The following is a 15,534-nucleotide window of genomic DNA, read 5'->3' on the forward strand; positions in this document are numbered from 1 at the left end:
TTGTTCCGGAATACCTTTGCAAGAAAAAAGAAGAAGATGAAAAAGAGAACATTTTTATTGACAATGGCAAGTATGTTGGTTGCCGGTCCGGAACTGTTGAAAGCGCAGGCCTCGCCAGCAAAAAAGAAAAGTCTGGTGGCCTATTTTTCCCGTAGGGGATATAACTATCTGAATGGCGAGATCGTCTTTCTGCAGGTCGGGAATACGGAAGTGGTCGCAAAGAAAATCCGCGAACTGACGGGCAGCGATTTGTTTCAGATCGAAACCGTGAAGTCCTATCCGGAAGATTATAATGAAACGACAACCGTCGCCAAGAAAGAACAGAACGAGAATGCCCGTCCGGAGTTGACCCGTACTGTCGACGGCATGGATGATTACGATGTGATCTACCTGGGGTATCCGAACTGGTGGGGAACCATGCCGATGGCCGTGCATACTTTCCTCGAATCGTACGATTTTGCCGGGAAAACGATCATCCCTTTCTGTACTCACGAAGGAAGCGCGATGGGGCGCAGCGAAGGAGACATAAAGAAACTCTGTCCCAAAGCCAAAGTCCTGTCCGGATTGGCTATCAAAGGCGGCAGCGTCAATAAATCGGACGAGAAGATCGCAGCCTGGTGTAAGACCTCCCGGTCGTGATGACCGGTAAAGTATGTTTTTCTAAACCGGAAAGGCAGGATTTTGGAATAAGTCATTACCTTTGCATCCGGTTTAGAAAAATGATGAATTATGACACTCCCGGAAGACCCGATGATGCTTTTCAGTGTCATCAATATGAAATTACGTGATAATTATTCTTCTCTTGACGAATTGTGTGACGATATGCATATCCGGAAAGAGGAACTTGTTCAAAAACTGAAGAACGCTGGGTTTGAATATAGCCCGGAGAATAACAAGTTCTGGTAATCAACGGAAATCGCTATTGTCGTTTTCATGCATACCTCGACCGACGGATATCAAATGGATTGATTCATATTGTTTTTTTGTATATATTTGCTGTCATTTAATAAAAAGTGAAAGAGATATGAAAACAAGATTGATGATGTTCGTGGCGGTTATCGCCTTGTTCATTTTAAGTGGTTGCAGCGATTCCAAAGAGTCGTATGTGAAAGATTTCAAGAAGTTTATCGAGAAGGTGGAAGCCGCCGGTAGCGATTATACGGAAGAAGACTGGAAGAAAGCCGATGAGAAATTCGAAGTCTTTGCAGGTGACCGCTACGAGAAGTTCAGCTCCGAACTGACAATCGACGAGCAGGTGGAGATCACCAAACTGAAAGCGGCCTATGCGACCCGTAGAGGACTTTCGACCTTGAAGAACGGAGTAGACAAACTCCTCGACAGCGATATGCTCAAAATGGGAAAGAACAAGAAATAACATTAGCAGGGTTTTGATGTCATGAAACTTAAGTTATCTTTTTTAGTTCTTTTCGCCCTGGCCGTCTTTTCGGCGAGAGGGGCAGTTGTCGATACGCTGTCCGTTTACAGCGAGGCTATGAAAAAGAATGTTCAGGTCGTTGTCGTTTCGCCTGAAGGTAACCGTATGCCGAAACCGGTTGTCTACCTGTTGCACGGATATGGAGGAAATGCGAAAACCTGGATTTCCATGAAGCCGGAGCTGAAAGAAATTGCAGACCGCGACGGCCTGATTTTTGTCTGTCCCGACGGTAAGAACAGTTGGTATTGGGACAGCCCGAAAGATCCGTCCTACCGTTATGAGACATTCGTCTCTTCCGAACTGATCAACTATATCGATTCCAAGTATCCGACGGTGAGAGACCGTTCCGGTCGTGCCATTACCGGGCTGAGCATGGGCGGACACGGGGCCATGTGGCTCTCTTTCCGTCATAAGGATGTGTTTGGCGCTGCCGGCAGTACGAGTGGCGGAGTCGATATCCGCCCGTTCCCCAACAACTGGGAGATGAGCAAGCAGCTCGGAAACGAGAGCGACAATCAGGACGTTTGGAACCGCCATACGGCAATCACGCAGATCGACCGTATCAAGAACGGCGAGTTGGCTATTATCTTCGATTGCGGCTACAGCGATTTCTTTTTCGAAGTGAATAACGACTTCCATGAAAAGCTGCTGAAATATAAGATCGACCATGATTTCCTGGTTCGTCCCGGAGCGCATAACGGCGAATACTGGAAGAACTCGATCGATTACCAGATACTGTTCTTTAAAAAGTTCTTCGATAAAAACAAAGGAAAGAATTAGACAGGTGTGGCCTGGTTGCAAAACACCTATGTTTCGAAATCAAAACACCGGTGATTCGTTTCCGAAACACCGGTGTTTTGCCATATATAAAGGATATGGTGGTTTGTCTTTTTAGCTTAACCCCTCGATCACGCCGTTTTTGATGTCGATGCGTTTTGCCTGCGGGTCTTTCGGCAGTCCCGGCATACGCATGATTTCGCCCATGATGACAACGATCATTTCCGCACCGTTGTTGATTATGATGTCGCGCACTTTCAACTCGAAGTTTTTGGCAACCCCGTAGGCTTTCGGATCGGAAGAGAACGAATACTGCGTCTTGGCGATGCAGATAGGGTAGTGGGAGATTCCGAGGCTCTCGATCTGTTTGATTTTCTTGTCTGCCAATGTCGTGTAGGTGACAGAGGCTGCCCCGTAGATCTGTTCGGACACCTTTTTTATCTTGCTGCGGATCGGTTCGTCGTCCTCGTAGATGTATGTAAGCGGAGCGGAAGGTTTCTTTTCGATCGTGTCGACCACCAGTTTCGCCAGGTCTACGCCTCCTTCGCCACCGGCGGCGAATACGTTGTTCATGCAGAAACCTACGCCTATCTCGCGGCAGTGTTCAGCCACCAGTGCGATTTCCTCGTCCGTATCGGATGCATATCTGTTGAAGGTCACGATCACTTCCTGGCCGAAGCGTTTCATGTTCTCGACATGTTTGTCCAGGTTTTCGAACCCGTTTTTCAGCCCTTCGATGTTCTGTTCCTTGATCTTGTCTTCCGGTACGCCTCCGTGCAGCTTCAAGCTCTGGGCTGTTGCCACGATAACCGTCAGTTTCGGTGCCAGTCCGGCTTTGCGGCATTTGATGTCGAAAAACTTTTCAGCACCCAAGTCGGCGCCGAAGCCGGCCTCCGTAATGACATAGTCGCCATACGTCAACGCCATCTTGGTCGCCAGGACGGAGTTGCAACCATGTGCGATGTTGGCAAACGGACCTCCGTGCACGAATGCGGCGGTGTTCTCGGTTGTCTGCACCAGGTTGGGCAGGAGGGCGTCTTTCAGCAATACCGTGATCGCTCCGGCCACTCCCAGATCGTTTACGGTGAAAGGTTTGCCCTCGTTCGTATATCCCAACAGAATGTTACCGACACGGCGTTTCAAGTCTTCGATGTCCGTTGCCAGACAAAGTATTGCCATGATTTCCGAAGCAGGCGTGATGTCGAAGCCCGTCTCCGTCGGTACGCCGTTGGCCGATCCGCCCAGGCCGGAGACGATGTTGCGCAAGCTGCGGTCGTTCACGTCCAGCACGCGTTTCCATTTGATCTCTTTCAGACCTTCGCAGGTACCACGCGTCTGGTAGATGTAGTTGTCGAGCAACGCCGTGATCATATTGTGGGCGGAAGTGACCGCATGGAAGTCGCCCGTAAAATGAAGGTTGATGTTTTCCATCGGCAACACCTGCGAGTATCCGCCTCCGGCAGCTCCGCCCTTCATGCCGAAACACGGGCCCAGTGATGGTTCGCGCAAGGCGACGACTGCCTTTTTACCGATCTTGTTCAATCCCAAAGCCAGCCCGATCGAAACGGTCGTCTTTCCGATTCCCGCTTTTGTAGGAGTGATGGCTGTAACCAGGATAAGGTTGTGCTGTTTGATCTTCTCTTCGTCAATCAGATGGAGGGGTATCTTGGCGATGTATCTGCCGTAATTCAAAACTTCTTCGCGCGGAATACCTAATCCGGCAGCAATTTCCTTTATTTTGCGCAGAGAGGCCTCTCTTGCAATTTCTATGTCCGATTTCATGTCTTATGTAAGTTTTTTAGGAGTAAACAAAAGTAAATATATTTTTATATACTAACAAAACGAATGGCCGGGTAGTTTAGATATTATTGGATGATCATCAAGGAAAAGTATGGAAATGTTTTTTCCAGAATTTGTTTTCTGTCGGAAGTATGGAATTCCTTCCCGGTCCCGACATTCTCGAAATAGTGGAAGTTCGCTTCCGGATGCAACCGGATGCAGGCATGGACGGCCTCCACGCATTGGGAGAGTTTCATGATGACGATCACGTAGCCGGCCTTGATCTTTTCCGACAATTCTTCCGCTGTCAGTGTCCCGGGAATGACGATGATCTGTTCTTCCTGCTTGACGATATGCAGGCCGGCCAAAGCGCCTGCCGCAATGAAAGCGGGGATTCCGGCGGTCCGTTCCACTTCGATGCGGTTCTCCCTGAATTTGTCGTATATGTATTGTATGGAAGAATAGAACCCGGCATCGCCTTCTGCCACAATGACCACCTTTTTCCCTTCGTTCCAGGCAGATGCTGCCTTTTCATACAAGGCATCGTAGACTTTCCAGGCCTCGGTACGGTCTTTGCTCATCGGGAGCGTGAAGAGCCGGACCACAGGTTTCCCGATTTCCAGTTCTTCGATGATACGGGCTGCACGGGAGAGGGGTTGCCCGTTCTTGTTCATGGTGGCGGGGCAATAGATGATATCGGCCTGTCGGAGTTTTTTCAAGCCTTTCAGGGTGATCAGTTCGGGGTCTCCCGGACCGAGCGATACGAAGCAGATGGGGTGCGACATGTGCGTTTGATTTATTTGGTGCGCAAAAGTGAGGAAAATCGAGGAACTTTCCAAATTCGCATTCTACAATTGTCAAATATTTGATATCTTTGTCTTTTGAAACAGGTTTCCCTGTCCTTCTTACACAGGACAGGGATTAAAAGGGAACCGGGTGGAAATCCCGGACAGACCACGCTGCTGTGAAACTTCGGGAACATGCCGGCAATATACTCTATGCCACTGATCGGGGGATCGGGAAGGTGTCCGGGATGGAAGTAAGTCAGAAGACCTGCCGTTTCGGTTTGGAAGAGTTTCGTCCTCGTGGGGTGGACAAGGCTTGTCCGGTTTAATAAAATAATTATTGAATATGAAAAAATGCCTGGCAGGGTGTTGCCTGCTTATGTCGTTGTGTGTCGTATCCTCGTGTACGACCCGGAACAATCAACAGACCGACAAGACGGAGACGACGGAAGAGAGTGCGTTGTCCGATGTCCGTATTGTGCCGGAGTATGCCCGTGGTTTCGAATTGTCCTATCGGGACGGATATGTCTTGCTGGATATCCGGGACCCGCAGAATGAGGAAAGCACGACTTTCCATTATGCGCTTGTCAGAAGAGGGACGAAACCCGCCGGCATCCCCGAATCGCATACCGTGATCGAAACGCCGATCAGAAGTGTTATTTGCATGACCTCTTTGCAGTTGTCCAATTTCATCAAGTTGGGCGAACTGGACAAGGTCGTAGGGGTGACCAGTACCCGGCATCTGTTCAACAAAGAGATGAACGAACGCCTCAGGAGCGGAAAGACCGCCAAGATCGGCATAGAAGGGAATTTCGACAACGAGGTGATCATGAGCATGAACCCCGACCTGATCCTTGTCTCGCCCTTCAAACGAGGCGGATACGAGACCTTGAAGGATGTCGGCATCCCGTTGATCCCGCATTTAGGCTATAAGGAGATGACGCCGTTGGGGCAGGCGGAATGGGTGAAATTCGTCGGTCTGTTGTTGGGACAGGAGCAAAAGGCGAACGAGACGTTCGATGCCATCGCGGCCCGTTATAATGAATTGAAAGAGCTGACGGCGGAAGGAAAAGTGAAGAAACGCCCGGTCGTGCTGAGCGGCGAGATGCGGGGCGGTAACTGGTATGCCGTGGGAGGGGAGAGCTTCCTCGCCCAACTCTTCAAGGATGCCGGAGCCGACTATTTCCTGAAAGACGACAAACGTTCGGGAGGCGTGACGCTCGATTTCGAAAGCGTCTACAACCAGGGTGACGAAGCCGATTTCTGGCGTATCGTGAACAGCTATCCGGGCAAGTTCAGCTATGAGGCGTTGAAGGAGCAAGATCCGCGTTATGCCGATTTCCGTGCTTTCAAGGAGAAAGGGATCATCTATTGCAACATGAAAGATACGCCTTTCTACGAAAGCATGCCGACCGAGCCGGAAGTCGTGCTGGCCGACCTGCTGCATATCTTCCACCCGGACCTGTTGCCTGATCATACACCTGTTTATTATGCCCGACTCAAATAAGCTGTACGAATGAGACATTCCACTACATTTCTGATGTTGCTCATCGTAGCGTCTATCCTGGTCCTGATGTTCCTGAACCTGGTGTTAGGATCTGTGTCCATCCCGTTGAAGTCTGTCTGGAACATTATTTGCGGGCTAGGAGACGAGCCGGTGACCTGGCAGAATATCGTCTGGAAATCGCGTCTTCCGCAAGCATTGACAGCTTTGGTGGCGGGAGCGGGCCTGGCGATAAGCGGTTTGCAGATGCAGACTGTTTTCCGGAATCCGCTGGCAGGGCCTTCCGTGCTGGGGATCAGTTCCGGTGCGAGTATGGGCGTGGCCTTTGTGGTGCTGTTGAGCGGTAGCCTCGGAGGGGTTGCGCTCAGCAAGTTGGGATTTATGGGAGAAATTGCGCTTTCGATTGCGGCTGTGGTTGGTTCGCTGTCGGTGATGGCGTTGATCGTATATGTGTCGCAGAAGGTGAAGGGGAACGTGACGCTGCTGATCATCGGCGTGATGATCGGCTACGTGGCGAATGCGGTGATCGGCGTGCTGAAGTTCTTCAGCGTGGAAGAGGACATCCGCGCCTACGTGATCTGGGGATTGGGCAGTTTCTCCCGTGTCTCCGGTAACCAGATGATGCTGTTTGTCGCGATCATGGCGATTCTGATCCCTTTGTCCTTCTTGCTGATCAAGACGCTGAACCTGATGCTGCTCGGTGACGGCTATGCCCGTAACTTGGGGCTGAACATCAAGCGGGCACGTCTTCTGGTTATCACCTCGGCGGGAGTACTGACGGCGATCGTGACGGCCTATTGCGGACCGATCATCTTTCTTGGCTTGGCCGTTCCGCATCTGTGCCGGGCCATATTCCAAACGTCCGACCATCGGGTCCTGATGCCTGCCGTCCTATTTGCCGGTGCCGCGTTGGCACTCGCCTGTAACCTGATTGCCCGGATGCCCGGCTTCGAAGGGGCTTTGCCGGTCAACTCGGTGACGGCTCTGGTCGGTGCTCCGGTAGTGGCCTCCGTGCTATTCCGCAAACGTAAGAACGAACTGAACGAATGATGAAACAAGATACGATTCATATAAACGACCTCTCCATCGGTTACCGGACAAAGAACGACACCAAGTTGGTGGCGAGCCACATACAGGCCCGGATTTATAGTGGAGAATTGACCTGCCTGTTAGGAGCGAACGGAGTCGGGAAGTCGACACTCTTGCGTACGCTGTCGGCCTTCCAACCGAAATTGGAAGGCGAGATTGCCATCTTGGGACGTGATGTGGACAGCTATTCGGACAAGGAGCTGAGCACGACGATCGGGGTTGTCTTGACGGAGAAATGTGACATCCGGAATATGTCCGTGCGGGAATTGGTCGAGATGGGGCGCAGCCCCTACACCGGTTTCTGGGGGCGGTTGGGCAAAGAGGACAAGCAGGTCGTGGAAGAATCGATCGCCCTGGTACGGATCGAGAACCTGGCCTCCCGCATGGTTCACACCCTGTCTGACGGGGAACGGCAGAAGGTCATGATCGCTAAGGCACTGGCCCAGGAAACGCCCGTGATCTTCCTGGACGAACCGACTGCTTTCCTTGATTTTCCGAGTAAGGTGGAGATCATGCAATTGCTCCATCATCTGACACGGAGCATGAATAAGACGATTTTCCTCTCCACGCACGACCTCGAACTGGCGCTCCAGATCGCCGACAGGATTTGGCTGATGGACCGGTCGAACGGGATTGCGACCGGGACGCCCGAAGACCTTGCCCTGAGCGGTCATCTGAGCGGTTTCTTCGCCCGCAAGGGAATCGTGTTCGATACGGAGACCGGTCTGTTCCGCATCGATAACCAGTATTCGAGAGAAATACGCCTGACCGGTCACGGACAGAAGTATGCAATGGTCCGCAAGGCACTCCAACGGAACGGCATACGTGCCGGCCGGAATGTGGAATCGCCTGTGTGGATCGAGACGGGCGATCTGTCTGCCGCTTCTGCGTTCCAGATTCACTATCCCGACGGGCATACGCAAGCTGCCGATACCATAGAATCCCTTTTGCAGCAACTTGCCGTCTGACAAAAAAGCCTAAAAGGAAAAACTTTTTCCGTTTCGTTTGTTATTTCTATCAAAAAACAAATGATATGAGAAAGTATTTCCTTTATGCCAGCCTGTTGTTCGCGGGAATGTTTACCGCTTGTGATAACGAAGATGCGGACGGGATCGATCCGTCGATTCCTTTCTACCAGAATTTGGGTGTCGAATATAATGTTACGCAGAACCATACCCATATAGGAGCCAATTTCAATAAGTATAACAGCGAAGGGGCCAATCTGCGCCTACCCGCCAAAGGCATTCTTTTTAACGGGAAAGAACCGGACTTCCTGGGGATGGGAACCTATATGTATATGTTGTCGGAATCAGGGTTGGCTCCGGTCACGTTCACCTTTACCCGCTGGAAAGGGCAGGTTTATACAAACAAGGCATCTATCGACGATGTCGATCCGATCGCGCTTCCCGAATCCCTGACGTCTATCAAAAGCAATGGCGCAACCGTCATCACCTGGATCGGAAAACCGATCGGGAAGGACGAATATGTCCAGGCGCACCTGACCTACGACGGCGGAGTCTATGATGTCAACAATACGCAGGAAGGCGCGACCTTCGTCACGCTGAACTTTACGAACCCGGCCTCTGCCGCCAAGGGAACCCTGTTCCTGAGCCGCATCAAAAAACTCCCCTTACAGGAGAGCAATGGTGCTGCAGGAGGAAAGATCGATGTCTCCTACGTGCGGAACAAGGATGTTACGTTTGAATAATCATGATTGAAAGGCTATTTCCCCGCTTTCCGAAATCAGCAGGACGGAGAGCTTCCCGTCGGGGAGCAGAGGAGCGCAATGTTCCCAGCATTTCTGCAACAAGAGCGGGAAGAAACGTTGCTGTTCGGCCTCGCTGAACAGTTCCCATAGTTCCCTGGCAAGCGTCAGGGAATCTATTTTTTGTACGGATTCCGGTTGGCAGCCAGCCTCTCCGGCCAGTCCTTTCAGAAAGGCTTTGTTCATGACGACTTTCTTGCTATGCGTGTCCAGTGCTCCTTCCGCCAGTTTGACGGCTTTACCGATCATGATTCCCATGATGACTTCGTCGAATTGCAGTTCGGCGGCTATTTTCAGCGTCTCCCCGATAAAGTTCCCGTAGTGTACGAACATCTGCGGAGGAAGTTCTTCCGAAAACCGCTCCGCCAGGTAAGCCTTCAGGAAACGTTCGCTTTTTGCCCCAGAGTTGATGATGAGGCGGGAACATCCTATTGCTTTCGCCACTTCGGCTTCTTTCCGGATGGAGGCGATAAAGGCGTCGTTCGAAAAAGGACGTACGATCCCGGATGTCCCGATGATCGAAATCCCGCCGACGATCCCCAACTTCGGATTGAATGTCCGGGCGGCCAACTCTTTACCGCCCGGAACGGAGATCGTGACGACCACCTCCTTTATCTTGCCTGACAGGCCGTTTTCTTCCAATACCGCTGTCAGCTCTCCGGTCATCAGGCGGCGGGGAGTGGCATTGATGGCTGGTCCGCCTATTTCGAGGCCGAGGCCGGGAAGTGTCACCGTGCCGACCCCTTCACCGCCCCGGAACAGGATAACGGGGGCGGGAGATTGTCCTGCCTGCAACTCGATGCGGGCAATGACGGAACAGCCGTTTGTCACGTCTGGATCGTCGCCGGAGTCCTTTATAACCGTGCACATGGCGGTGTTGTCCGCCCATTCGGTGGCAGCGACGGGGAGTGTGATCTTTTCTCCGGAAGGAAGCGTGATGCAACTTACCGTTTGTTCCGTCCGGCTCAGAAGGGCGACCAAGGCGGCTTTGGCAGCTGCCGTAGCACATGCGCCGGTCGTGAAACCACTCCGGAGCGGGAAGAAACCGGGAGCCAGGCGTTCGATGGCTTTGCGAAGCCCTTCCACACCTTGCACGAAGGTGAAACTGTCGGGCAGGAGAGGACGCTGTATGACATAAACGGGAATGCCGAAGGCCTCGGCTGCTTCGACCTTTTCCCTGAAATATCCGCTTTCTCCGCTTTCTTTAGTCAGTATGGCATCCGGATGAAGCCGTTCCAGCAGTCCCTTTTCATCTTCCCCTTCATGAAAGAAAACGAGCCGTTCTCTCGGAAACCCCTCGGACTCGGCAAGCGAAAGCGACTCTTCCCGGTCCAGGATACGGAACCAACAGGGCGTCTGTTCCCAGTAAGGGCGCAGTTTCGCAATGGTCTTGACACCTGTCAGGGCCAGCAAGTTACAGATCCCGTCTGCACGCATGCGGTCGATGGCGGCGGCATAATCCGTACACCATACCAACCGCTTGTCCCGTGCGGGATATTGCCTTTCCAACCGGACGACCGGAATCTGGAGCCGGGAGGAAACCTTTGCAAGTGTCCGGTGCAACCGGATGGCGAAAGGGTGGGCGGCATCGACCAACAACGAGATTTCTTTCTCACGGCAGAACTGTTCCATCTCTTCTTCCTCCATACCTCCGGTGAGCCGGATGGCGTGGACGGCATCGATCGTCTGTTCGCTTCCGACCGTCGAGTAGTAGTAGGGCTTGCCCGCACTCTCGACGACTTGTACGGCCTTGCGGCCTTCGGTTGTTCCTCCTAAGATCAGTATCATGACGTGTGTCTCGCTAATGGCGGAAAAGATGTTTGAACTCGTCTGCATAAAGGCGGGAAAGTCCCTCCCTGTTGTCTATGGCATCGCCGACGACTAACAAGGTTGTCAGCGTCAGGTTGTTTTCTTTTACGATCCGTTCCAGGTCTTTCAACTCGCCCCGGTAGATGCGTTCGTCTTTCCAAGTCAGCTTGTAGCAGGCGGCTACCGGTGTCGTCGGCGGGTAATGTTCCAAAAGCTCTTTCTGGACCTTCCCGGCAATGCCGGCGCTCAGGAAGATGCACATTGTGCTTTGGCTGGCGGCCAATTTATGCAGCTGCTCTTTCTCCGGCATGGGCGTACGTCCTTCGCCACGCGTCAGGATGATGGTCTGCACCTTTTCGGGAATGGTGAACTGGGAGCGGAGAGCTGCCGCGGCTGCCTGGAACGAGGAGATTCCCGGTGTGATATGGTAGCTCATGCCGTAGCGGTCGAAGAAGGCCATCTGTTCCTGTATAGCCCCGTAGATGCAGGGATCGCCCGTATGCAAACGTACGACGAACAGCCCTTTGTCATAGAACTCTTTCATGAGGGCGAATTGTTCTTCCAGGTTCATGTCGGCAGAGCTGCGAACCGTCGCCCCTTTCTTGGCGCACAGGGTGAGCTCTTTGGGAACGAGGCTTCCGGCATAGAGGATCAGGTCCGCGTTTTCCAGCATTCGTCTGCCCCGGATGGAGATCAGTTCCGGGTCGCCCGGTCCGGCTCCGACGATCTCGATGTGTCCGTGTCCCGGTTTTTCTTTTTGCCCGCTGCCTTCTTCGTCCCGTACTGCCGATTTGTTGATGGCTATCGCATAGGTGAAGTCTTTCGTCTGCCCTTTTTGTTTTTCCACTAATAACGGGCCGCCTTCCGCACTCAGGATGGCTGCCGCCTCCGAGACGCTGCCCGATCCGGTGACTTGCTTTACTGTGGAAGAGGGATGGGGTACGGGAATCTTGTCCAGTTCCTCTGCCGGATAGGTCTTGAACGGGCGGTGCAGGTAGGTGTCCGCCAATTCCTTCAATATCGGTTCGTCTTTCTTCAGATCGATGGAAGAGACATCGGCTATGCTCTTCAAGTTGAGTCCGGACAAGTTGGAGCAGAGAGACAAATCCGTGAGGACGGATCTCATGTCCGCCAATCCCTTTTTGCATCCGACGCCTAAGTGAAGCACCTTCGGGAAGAATGACAGGCAGGGGATGGGAGATTGGGGATAGTAATAGGGGCTGACCGTGATCAGCAGGTCATATTTTCCCAAGTCGATATCTTTATACTTGTAGAAGATATCCACGTGTGGGGGGCAGGTCTTTTTCATATAATCCGTCCCCTCCGTGCGGACATGGAGCAGGAGGGCGGTCGGCCGGCGGTTGACGAAGCGGGTGATGCATTCGTTCATCGCCCGTTTCCTCGAAACGTCGAAAGTCTTGTCGTCCGTTTCCTCTAAGCCCGTGTGCCGGGAACAGTGTAGGCCCTCTTGCTGGTTGTAGGCCTCCTGTTCCCAGCCGTATTGCCGCGCCAACGTGTCCAATGCCCAGAGTCCCTGGTTGTCGCTCTGGGTTGTGACAACCGCCTCGGCGCCCAGTATGCGGGCCAATTCGTGTGTCAGTTCGTTCGCCCCGCCGATATGGCCGGACAGTACCGACACGACATACTTGCCGGAACTGTCGAGGCAGACAACTGCCGGGTCCGTGTACTTGCTCTTGATGTACGGAGCGATACTCCGTACGCAAATGCCCATCGCCCCGATAAACACTATCGCTTCCGATTTATCGAAAAGGTCGCCGGCCAACTCTTCGAAAGAGGTGAATAGTTCGACATCGTTATCTGCTTCTCTGCAATAGATAACGGTTTTACCCGGATATTCGTTCCGGATTTTGCGTGCTAACGGCAGACTGCTTGCCGAAACCACAAGAATATTCAGCATATTTTTAGACATGATCTTTACTTGTTGCACAAAAGATTGTAATTGGATTATTGGAATCGACCGTAATGTTCATTTCCGAATGCAGTTTCAGGCCGTTTTCTTTGACCGCTTCCCGAAACAGATTGCAGCTTTCTTCCGAAACGGAGTTGAAGACGATCTTGCCGTTCCGGTTGTCCAGGTGAGAAACGACCTTACGGATGATCTCTTTCAGCTTGCCGCCATGACCGCCGATGAATACGGCATCGACAGCCGTATTCTCTTCGATCGGCAGGTCCAGAAAGTTGCCGATATGCAGGTTTATGCCGGGAGCGCTGTGCTGGCGTGCATTTGCCCGGATGATGCTCTCGCATTCTTCCCGCACTTCGAAAGCCCGGATATCCAGGTGAGGATACTGGCGTCGCGCTTCGATCGAGACCGATCCGGTACAGGCACCGATATCCCAGAAGGAGCGGCTGTCATGCAACTCCAGCAGGCTCAGGTCTATCACCCGTATCGGTGCTTTGGTGATCATCTTTGTCCGGTTGTTCAGCAAGACGAACTTGGTGTCGGGTATGCCTAAAGCCGGTCGTTGCTGCGTGCTGTTCGGATCCTTCATCAGCAGGACGCAGTTCGGATTGGAGAAACTCATCTCGCTGATTTCCTCGATCGGGTAGGTTTTATAGATTTTCTCCTTCTCCGGGTTACCCAGGTGTTCGGCTACCCGCATGGTGTAATCCTTGTCCAGATGATATTCCATCATCCTCTTGGCTATGGCGTCGGGCGTATGGACCCGGTCGGTCAGTACACCGATCAACGGCCGGTATTCCAGTAACGCCCGGTCGAGTTCGTGCCACGGCCGGCCGGTGACGGATACGGCGTGCATGTTCTCATATGCGATTTGTTCGTGGTGTGCGAACATCTGCAATGAGTTGAAGTAGGGGAATACTTTCATGCTTACCTCCAATAGCTTTTTCCGGACGGTGGAAGCGAAACCGAAGAAGAACGGGTCTCCCGAAACAAAGGAGACGATCACTTTGTCTTCCTGGATCAACCGGCTGTATTCGGCAAGGACGGCGTCTATCGGAGCCTTGATCTCGATCCATACCGCATCGGCGGGCAGGAACGGCCTCACGATCTCGTAATGCCGCTTTCCTCCGGAAAAGATGTTGTCGTGTTTGATACTTTTGATAATGCCCTCTATATGTCCGGGTTGCGGATTATCATCCATCCCGACCATGTAGATGTGTGTTTTACCGTAATTTTCTACTGTTTCTTCAGGCTTCATACGTCTCTACCGGGTTTTAATTGTTCAGCATCATTGTAACATAAGATCGCGTTTACCAGAGTCGCGGCGAGGTTGCTGCCGCCTTTCCGTCCTTCGATGATGAGTTTAGGAATGGAGGTAAACGGCTTTACCATGTGTTTGGATTCCTGCACGTGCACGAAACCGACAGGAGCGGCAATGATGCCGGCGGGAGTGGCTTTCCCTTTCCTTACCAGCTCACACAGTTCCATTAATGCGGTCGGCGCATTGCCGAAAACATATAATGCATCGGGATGTTCCTGTACGGCAAGCCTAATGCCGGCCTGTGTACGGGTGATTCCTTTTTCTGTTGCAAGTTGTGCGGTCCGCTCGTCCTGCAAATAACATTTCACCTCGATCCCCATACGTTGCAAGGCGCCTTTGCGGATGCCTGAAGCGGCCATTGTGACGTCTGTGATGATGGTGCGCACCTCGCCCCGGCTGAATTTTTCGTAGAGGGAAGCCACCGCGTGATCGTCGATCCGTAGGATGTTCTCCATATCGAAATCGGCTGTCGTGTGGATGGCATGGAGCAAGGCCCATTTCTTGTCGAGCGGTATTTCTTTGTTCTTGAGTTCTTTCTCGATGGTACGGAAACTGCGGATCATGATGTCCTGACCGATCCCGACATCCGTTTTCATCTTGATCTCCCCGTAATAGCCGCGCGGTGTTATGAATTTACCGCCGGCCTCGTACGACTGGGAGTTTCCGATCAGGATGACGGTGAACATGTCGACCTGCTCAGGGTCGAACGCTGCCAGCGTGGTCAGGTTGACAACCTGCTCTTCGCGTCCGGCCTGGCGGACGTAGCCGACCGGTGTTTCGGGTGCGCGTTCTTCGAGAAACAGCTCCTTGAGGCGATATAGCTGCCAGTAGCGCCCTTCGCTTTTCGGATTGTAGACGGCTGTCACGAAGTCGCCGGTGGCAGCGGCCCGTATGCGTTTTTCAATCCGCAGCCAGGGGGTCATCAGGTCGGAGAGGGAGATGATACAGAGGTCATGTCCGATAGGCGCTCCCAAAAGCGAAGCTGCTTTTTGGAACGCGCTGATACCGGGTACGACCTCGATCTCCACTTGCGGCGCCTCTTTTTTTACTTGCATTTCATAGATCAACGGGGCCATTCCGTAGATTCCGGCATCACCGGAACTGATCACTGTCACTGTTTTTCCTTCCGAAGCATATTTGTAGGCCTCTTCGGCACGTGCTTTCTCACGCTTCATCCCGGTATCGATGCATTGGGCATCCGGACGGATTATATCTTGTATAAACTGGAAATAATAATTATATCCGATAATCACATCCGACCGGCTGATGGCAGATAACGCTGCCGGCGTTATGTCTTCGCGACTTCCCGGACCAATGCCGGCAACAATAATTTTCCCTTTGTCCAT

14 protein-coding genes and 1 riboswitch are annotated in these 15,534 nt (G+C 52.5%); of the genes, 8 read left to right on the forward strand and 6 right to left on the reverse strand.

Annotated features, from left to right (window positions below):
* Positions 1-36 precede the first annotated feature (36 nt).
* From BQ9893_RS02455 to BQ9893_RS02470, 4 genes are all read left to right on the forward strand, one after another.
* Positions 37-639, forward strand: coding sequence for a flavodoxin (locus tag BQ9893_RS02455; protein WP_167369829.1), 603 nt, complete (start codon positions 37-39; stop codon positions 637-639).
* Between the two features lie 90 nt (positions 640-729).
* Complete coding sequence (locus tag BQ9893_RS02460; protein ID WP_075964585.1) at positions 730-906, forward strand: DUF4250 domain-containing protein; 177 nt, start codon at positions 730-732, stop codon at positions 904-906.
* A gap of 118 nt (positions 907-1,024) precedes the next feature.
* Positions 1,025-1,375, forward strand: a complete 351-nt coding sequence (locus BQ9893_RS02465; protein WP_075964586.1) for a DUF6565 domain-containing protein — start codon at positions 1,025-1,027, stop codon at positions 1,373-1,375.
* A 21-nt stretch (positions 1,376-1,396) separates the two neighbouring features.
* Positions 1,397-2,215, forward strand: coding sequence for an alpha/beta hydrolase (locus tag BQ9893_RS02470; RefSeq protein ID WP_075964587.1), 819 nt, complete (start codon positions 1,397-1,399; stop codon positions 2,213-2,215).
* Between the two features lie 111 nt (positions 2,216-2,326).
* Here BQ9893_RS02470 and BQ9893_RS02475 read toward each other — a convergent pair whose 3' ends face one another.
* Together BQ9893_RS02475 and BQ9893_RS02480 are read right to left on the reverse strand one after the other, a co-directional pair.
* Entirely contained in the window at positions 2,327-3,994 is a 1,668-nt protein-coding gene (locus BQ9893_RS02475) for a formate--tetrahydrofolate ligase (RefSeq protein ID WP_075964588.1), read from the reverse strand.
* An 83-nt stretch (positions 3,995-4,077) separates the two neighbouring features.
* Entirely contained in the window at positions 4,078-4,776 is a 699-nt protein-coding gene (locus BQ9893_RS02480; protein ID WP_075964589.1) for a precorrin-2 C(20)-methyltransferase, read from the reverse strand.
* A gap of 85 nt (positions 4,777-4,861) precedes the next feature.
* A riboswitch (cobalamin riboswitch) is annotated at positions 4,862-5,066 on the forward strand.
* A gap of 56 nt (positions 5,067-5,122) precedes the next feature.
* Here BQ9893_RS02480 and BQ9893_RS02485 point away from each other — a divergent pair.
* The 4 genes from BQ9893_RS02485 (at position 5,123) to BQ9893_RS02500 (ending at position 9,077) form a co-directional block, all read left to right on the forward strand.
* Positions 5,123-6,283 (forward strand): ABC transporter substrate-binding protein, encoded by a 1,161-nt coding sequence (locus BQ9893_RS02485; protein WP_075964590.1) that lies wholly within the window; start codon positions 5,123-5,125, stop codon positions 6,281-6,283.
* Between the two features lie 9 nt (positions 6,284-6,292).
* Positions 6,293-7,330: a FecCD family ABC transporter permease gene (locus tag BQ9893_RS02490; RefSeq protein WP_075964591.1), complete on the forward strand. Its 1,038-nt coding sequence runs from the start codon at positions 6,293-6,295 to the stop codon at positions 7,328-7,330.
* Positions 7,330-8,337 (forward strand): ABC transporter ATP-binding protein, encoded by a 1,008-nt coding sequence (locus tag BQ9893_RS02495; protein WP_075965370.1) that lies wholly within the window; start codon positions 7,330-7,332, stop codon positions 8,335-8,337. The genes BQ9893_RS02490 and BQ9893_RS02495 overlap by 1 nt, the downstream gene beginning before the upstream one ends.
* Positions 8,338-8,402: 65 nt before the next feature.
* Positions 8,403-9,077, forward strand: coding sequence for a hypothetical protein (locus tag BQ9893_RS02500; protein WP_075964592.1), 675 nt, complete (start codon positions 8,403-8,405; stop codon positions 9,075-9,077).
* On the opposite strand, the gene cbiD is transcribed toward BQ9893_RS02500, so the two are convergent.
* Genes cbiD through cobJ form a run of 4 tightly spaced genes read right to left on the reverse strand, consistent with a single transcriptional unit; the run spans position 9,078 to position 15,534 of the window.
* On the reverse strand, positions 9,078-10,922 hold the full coding sequence (cbiD, locus tag BQ9893_RS02505; RefSeq protein WP_075964593.1) for a cobalt-precorrin-5B (C(1))-methyltransferase CbiD: 1,845 nt from the start codon (positions 10,920-10,922) through the stop codon (positions 9,078-9,080). It abuts the gene before it with no gap.
* Between the two features lie 13 nt (positions 10,923-10,935).
* Entirely contained in the window at positions 10,936-12,861 is a 1,926-nt protein-coding gene (cobM, locus tag BQ9893_RS02510; RefSeq protein ID WP_075965371.1) for a precorrin-4 C(11)-methyltransferase, read from the reverse strand.
* Between the two features lie 4 nt (positions 12,862-12,865).
* Complete coding sequence (gene cbiE / locus BQ9893_RS02515; RefSeq protein ID WP_075964594.1) at positions 12,866-14,125, reverse strand: precorrin-6y C5,15-methyltransferase (decarboxylating) subunit CbiE; 1,260 nt, start codon at positions 14,123-14,125, stop codon at positions 12,866-12,868.
* On the reverse strand, positions 14,122-15,534 hold the full coding sequence (cobJ, locus tag BQ9893_RS02520) for a precorrin-3B C(17)-methyltransferase (protein WP_075964595.1): 1,413 nt from the start codon (positions 15,532-15,534) through the stop codon (positions 14,122-14,124). Before cobJ ends, cbiE begins: the two co-directional genes overlap by 4 nt.

The organism is Parabacteroides massiliensis (genome assembly GCF_900155425.1).
GTDB classification, from domain to species: Bacteria; Bacteroidota; Bacteroidia; order Bacteroidales; family Tannerellaceae; genus Parabacteroides; species Parabacteroides massiliensis.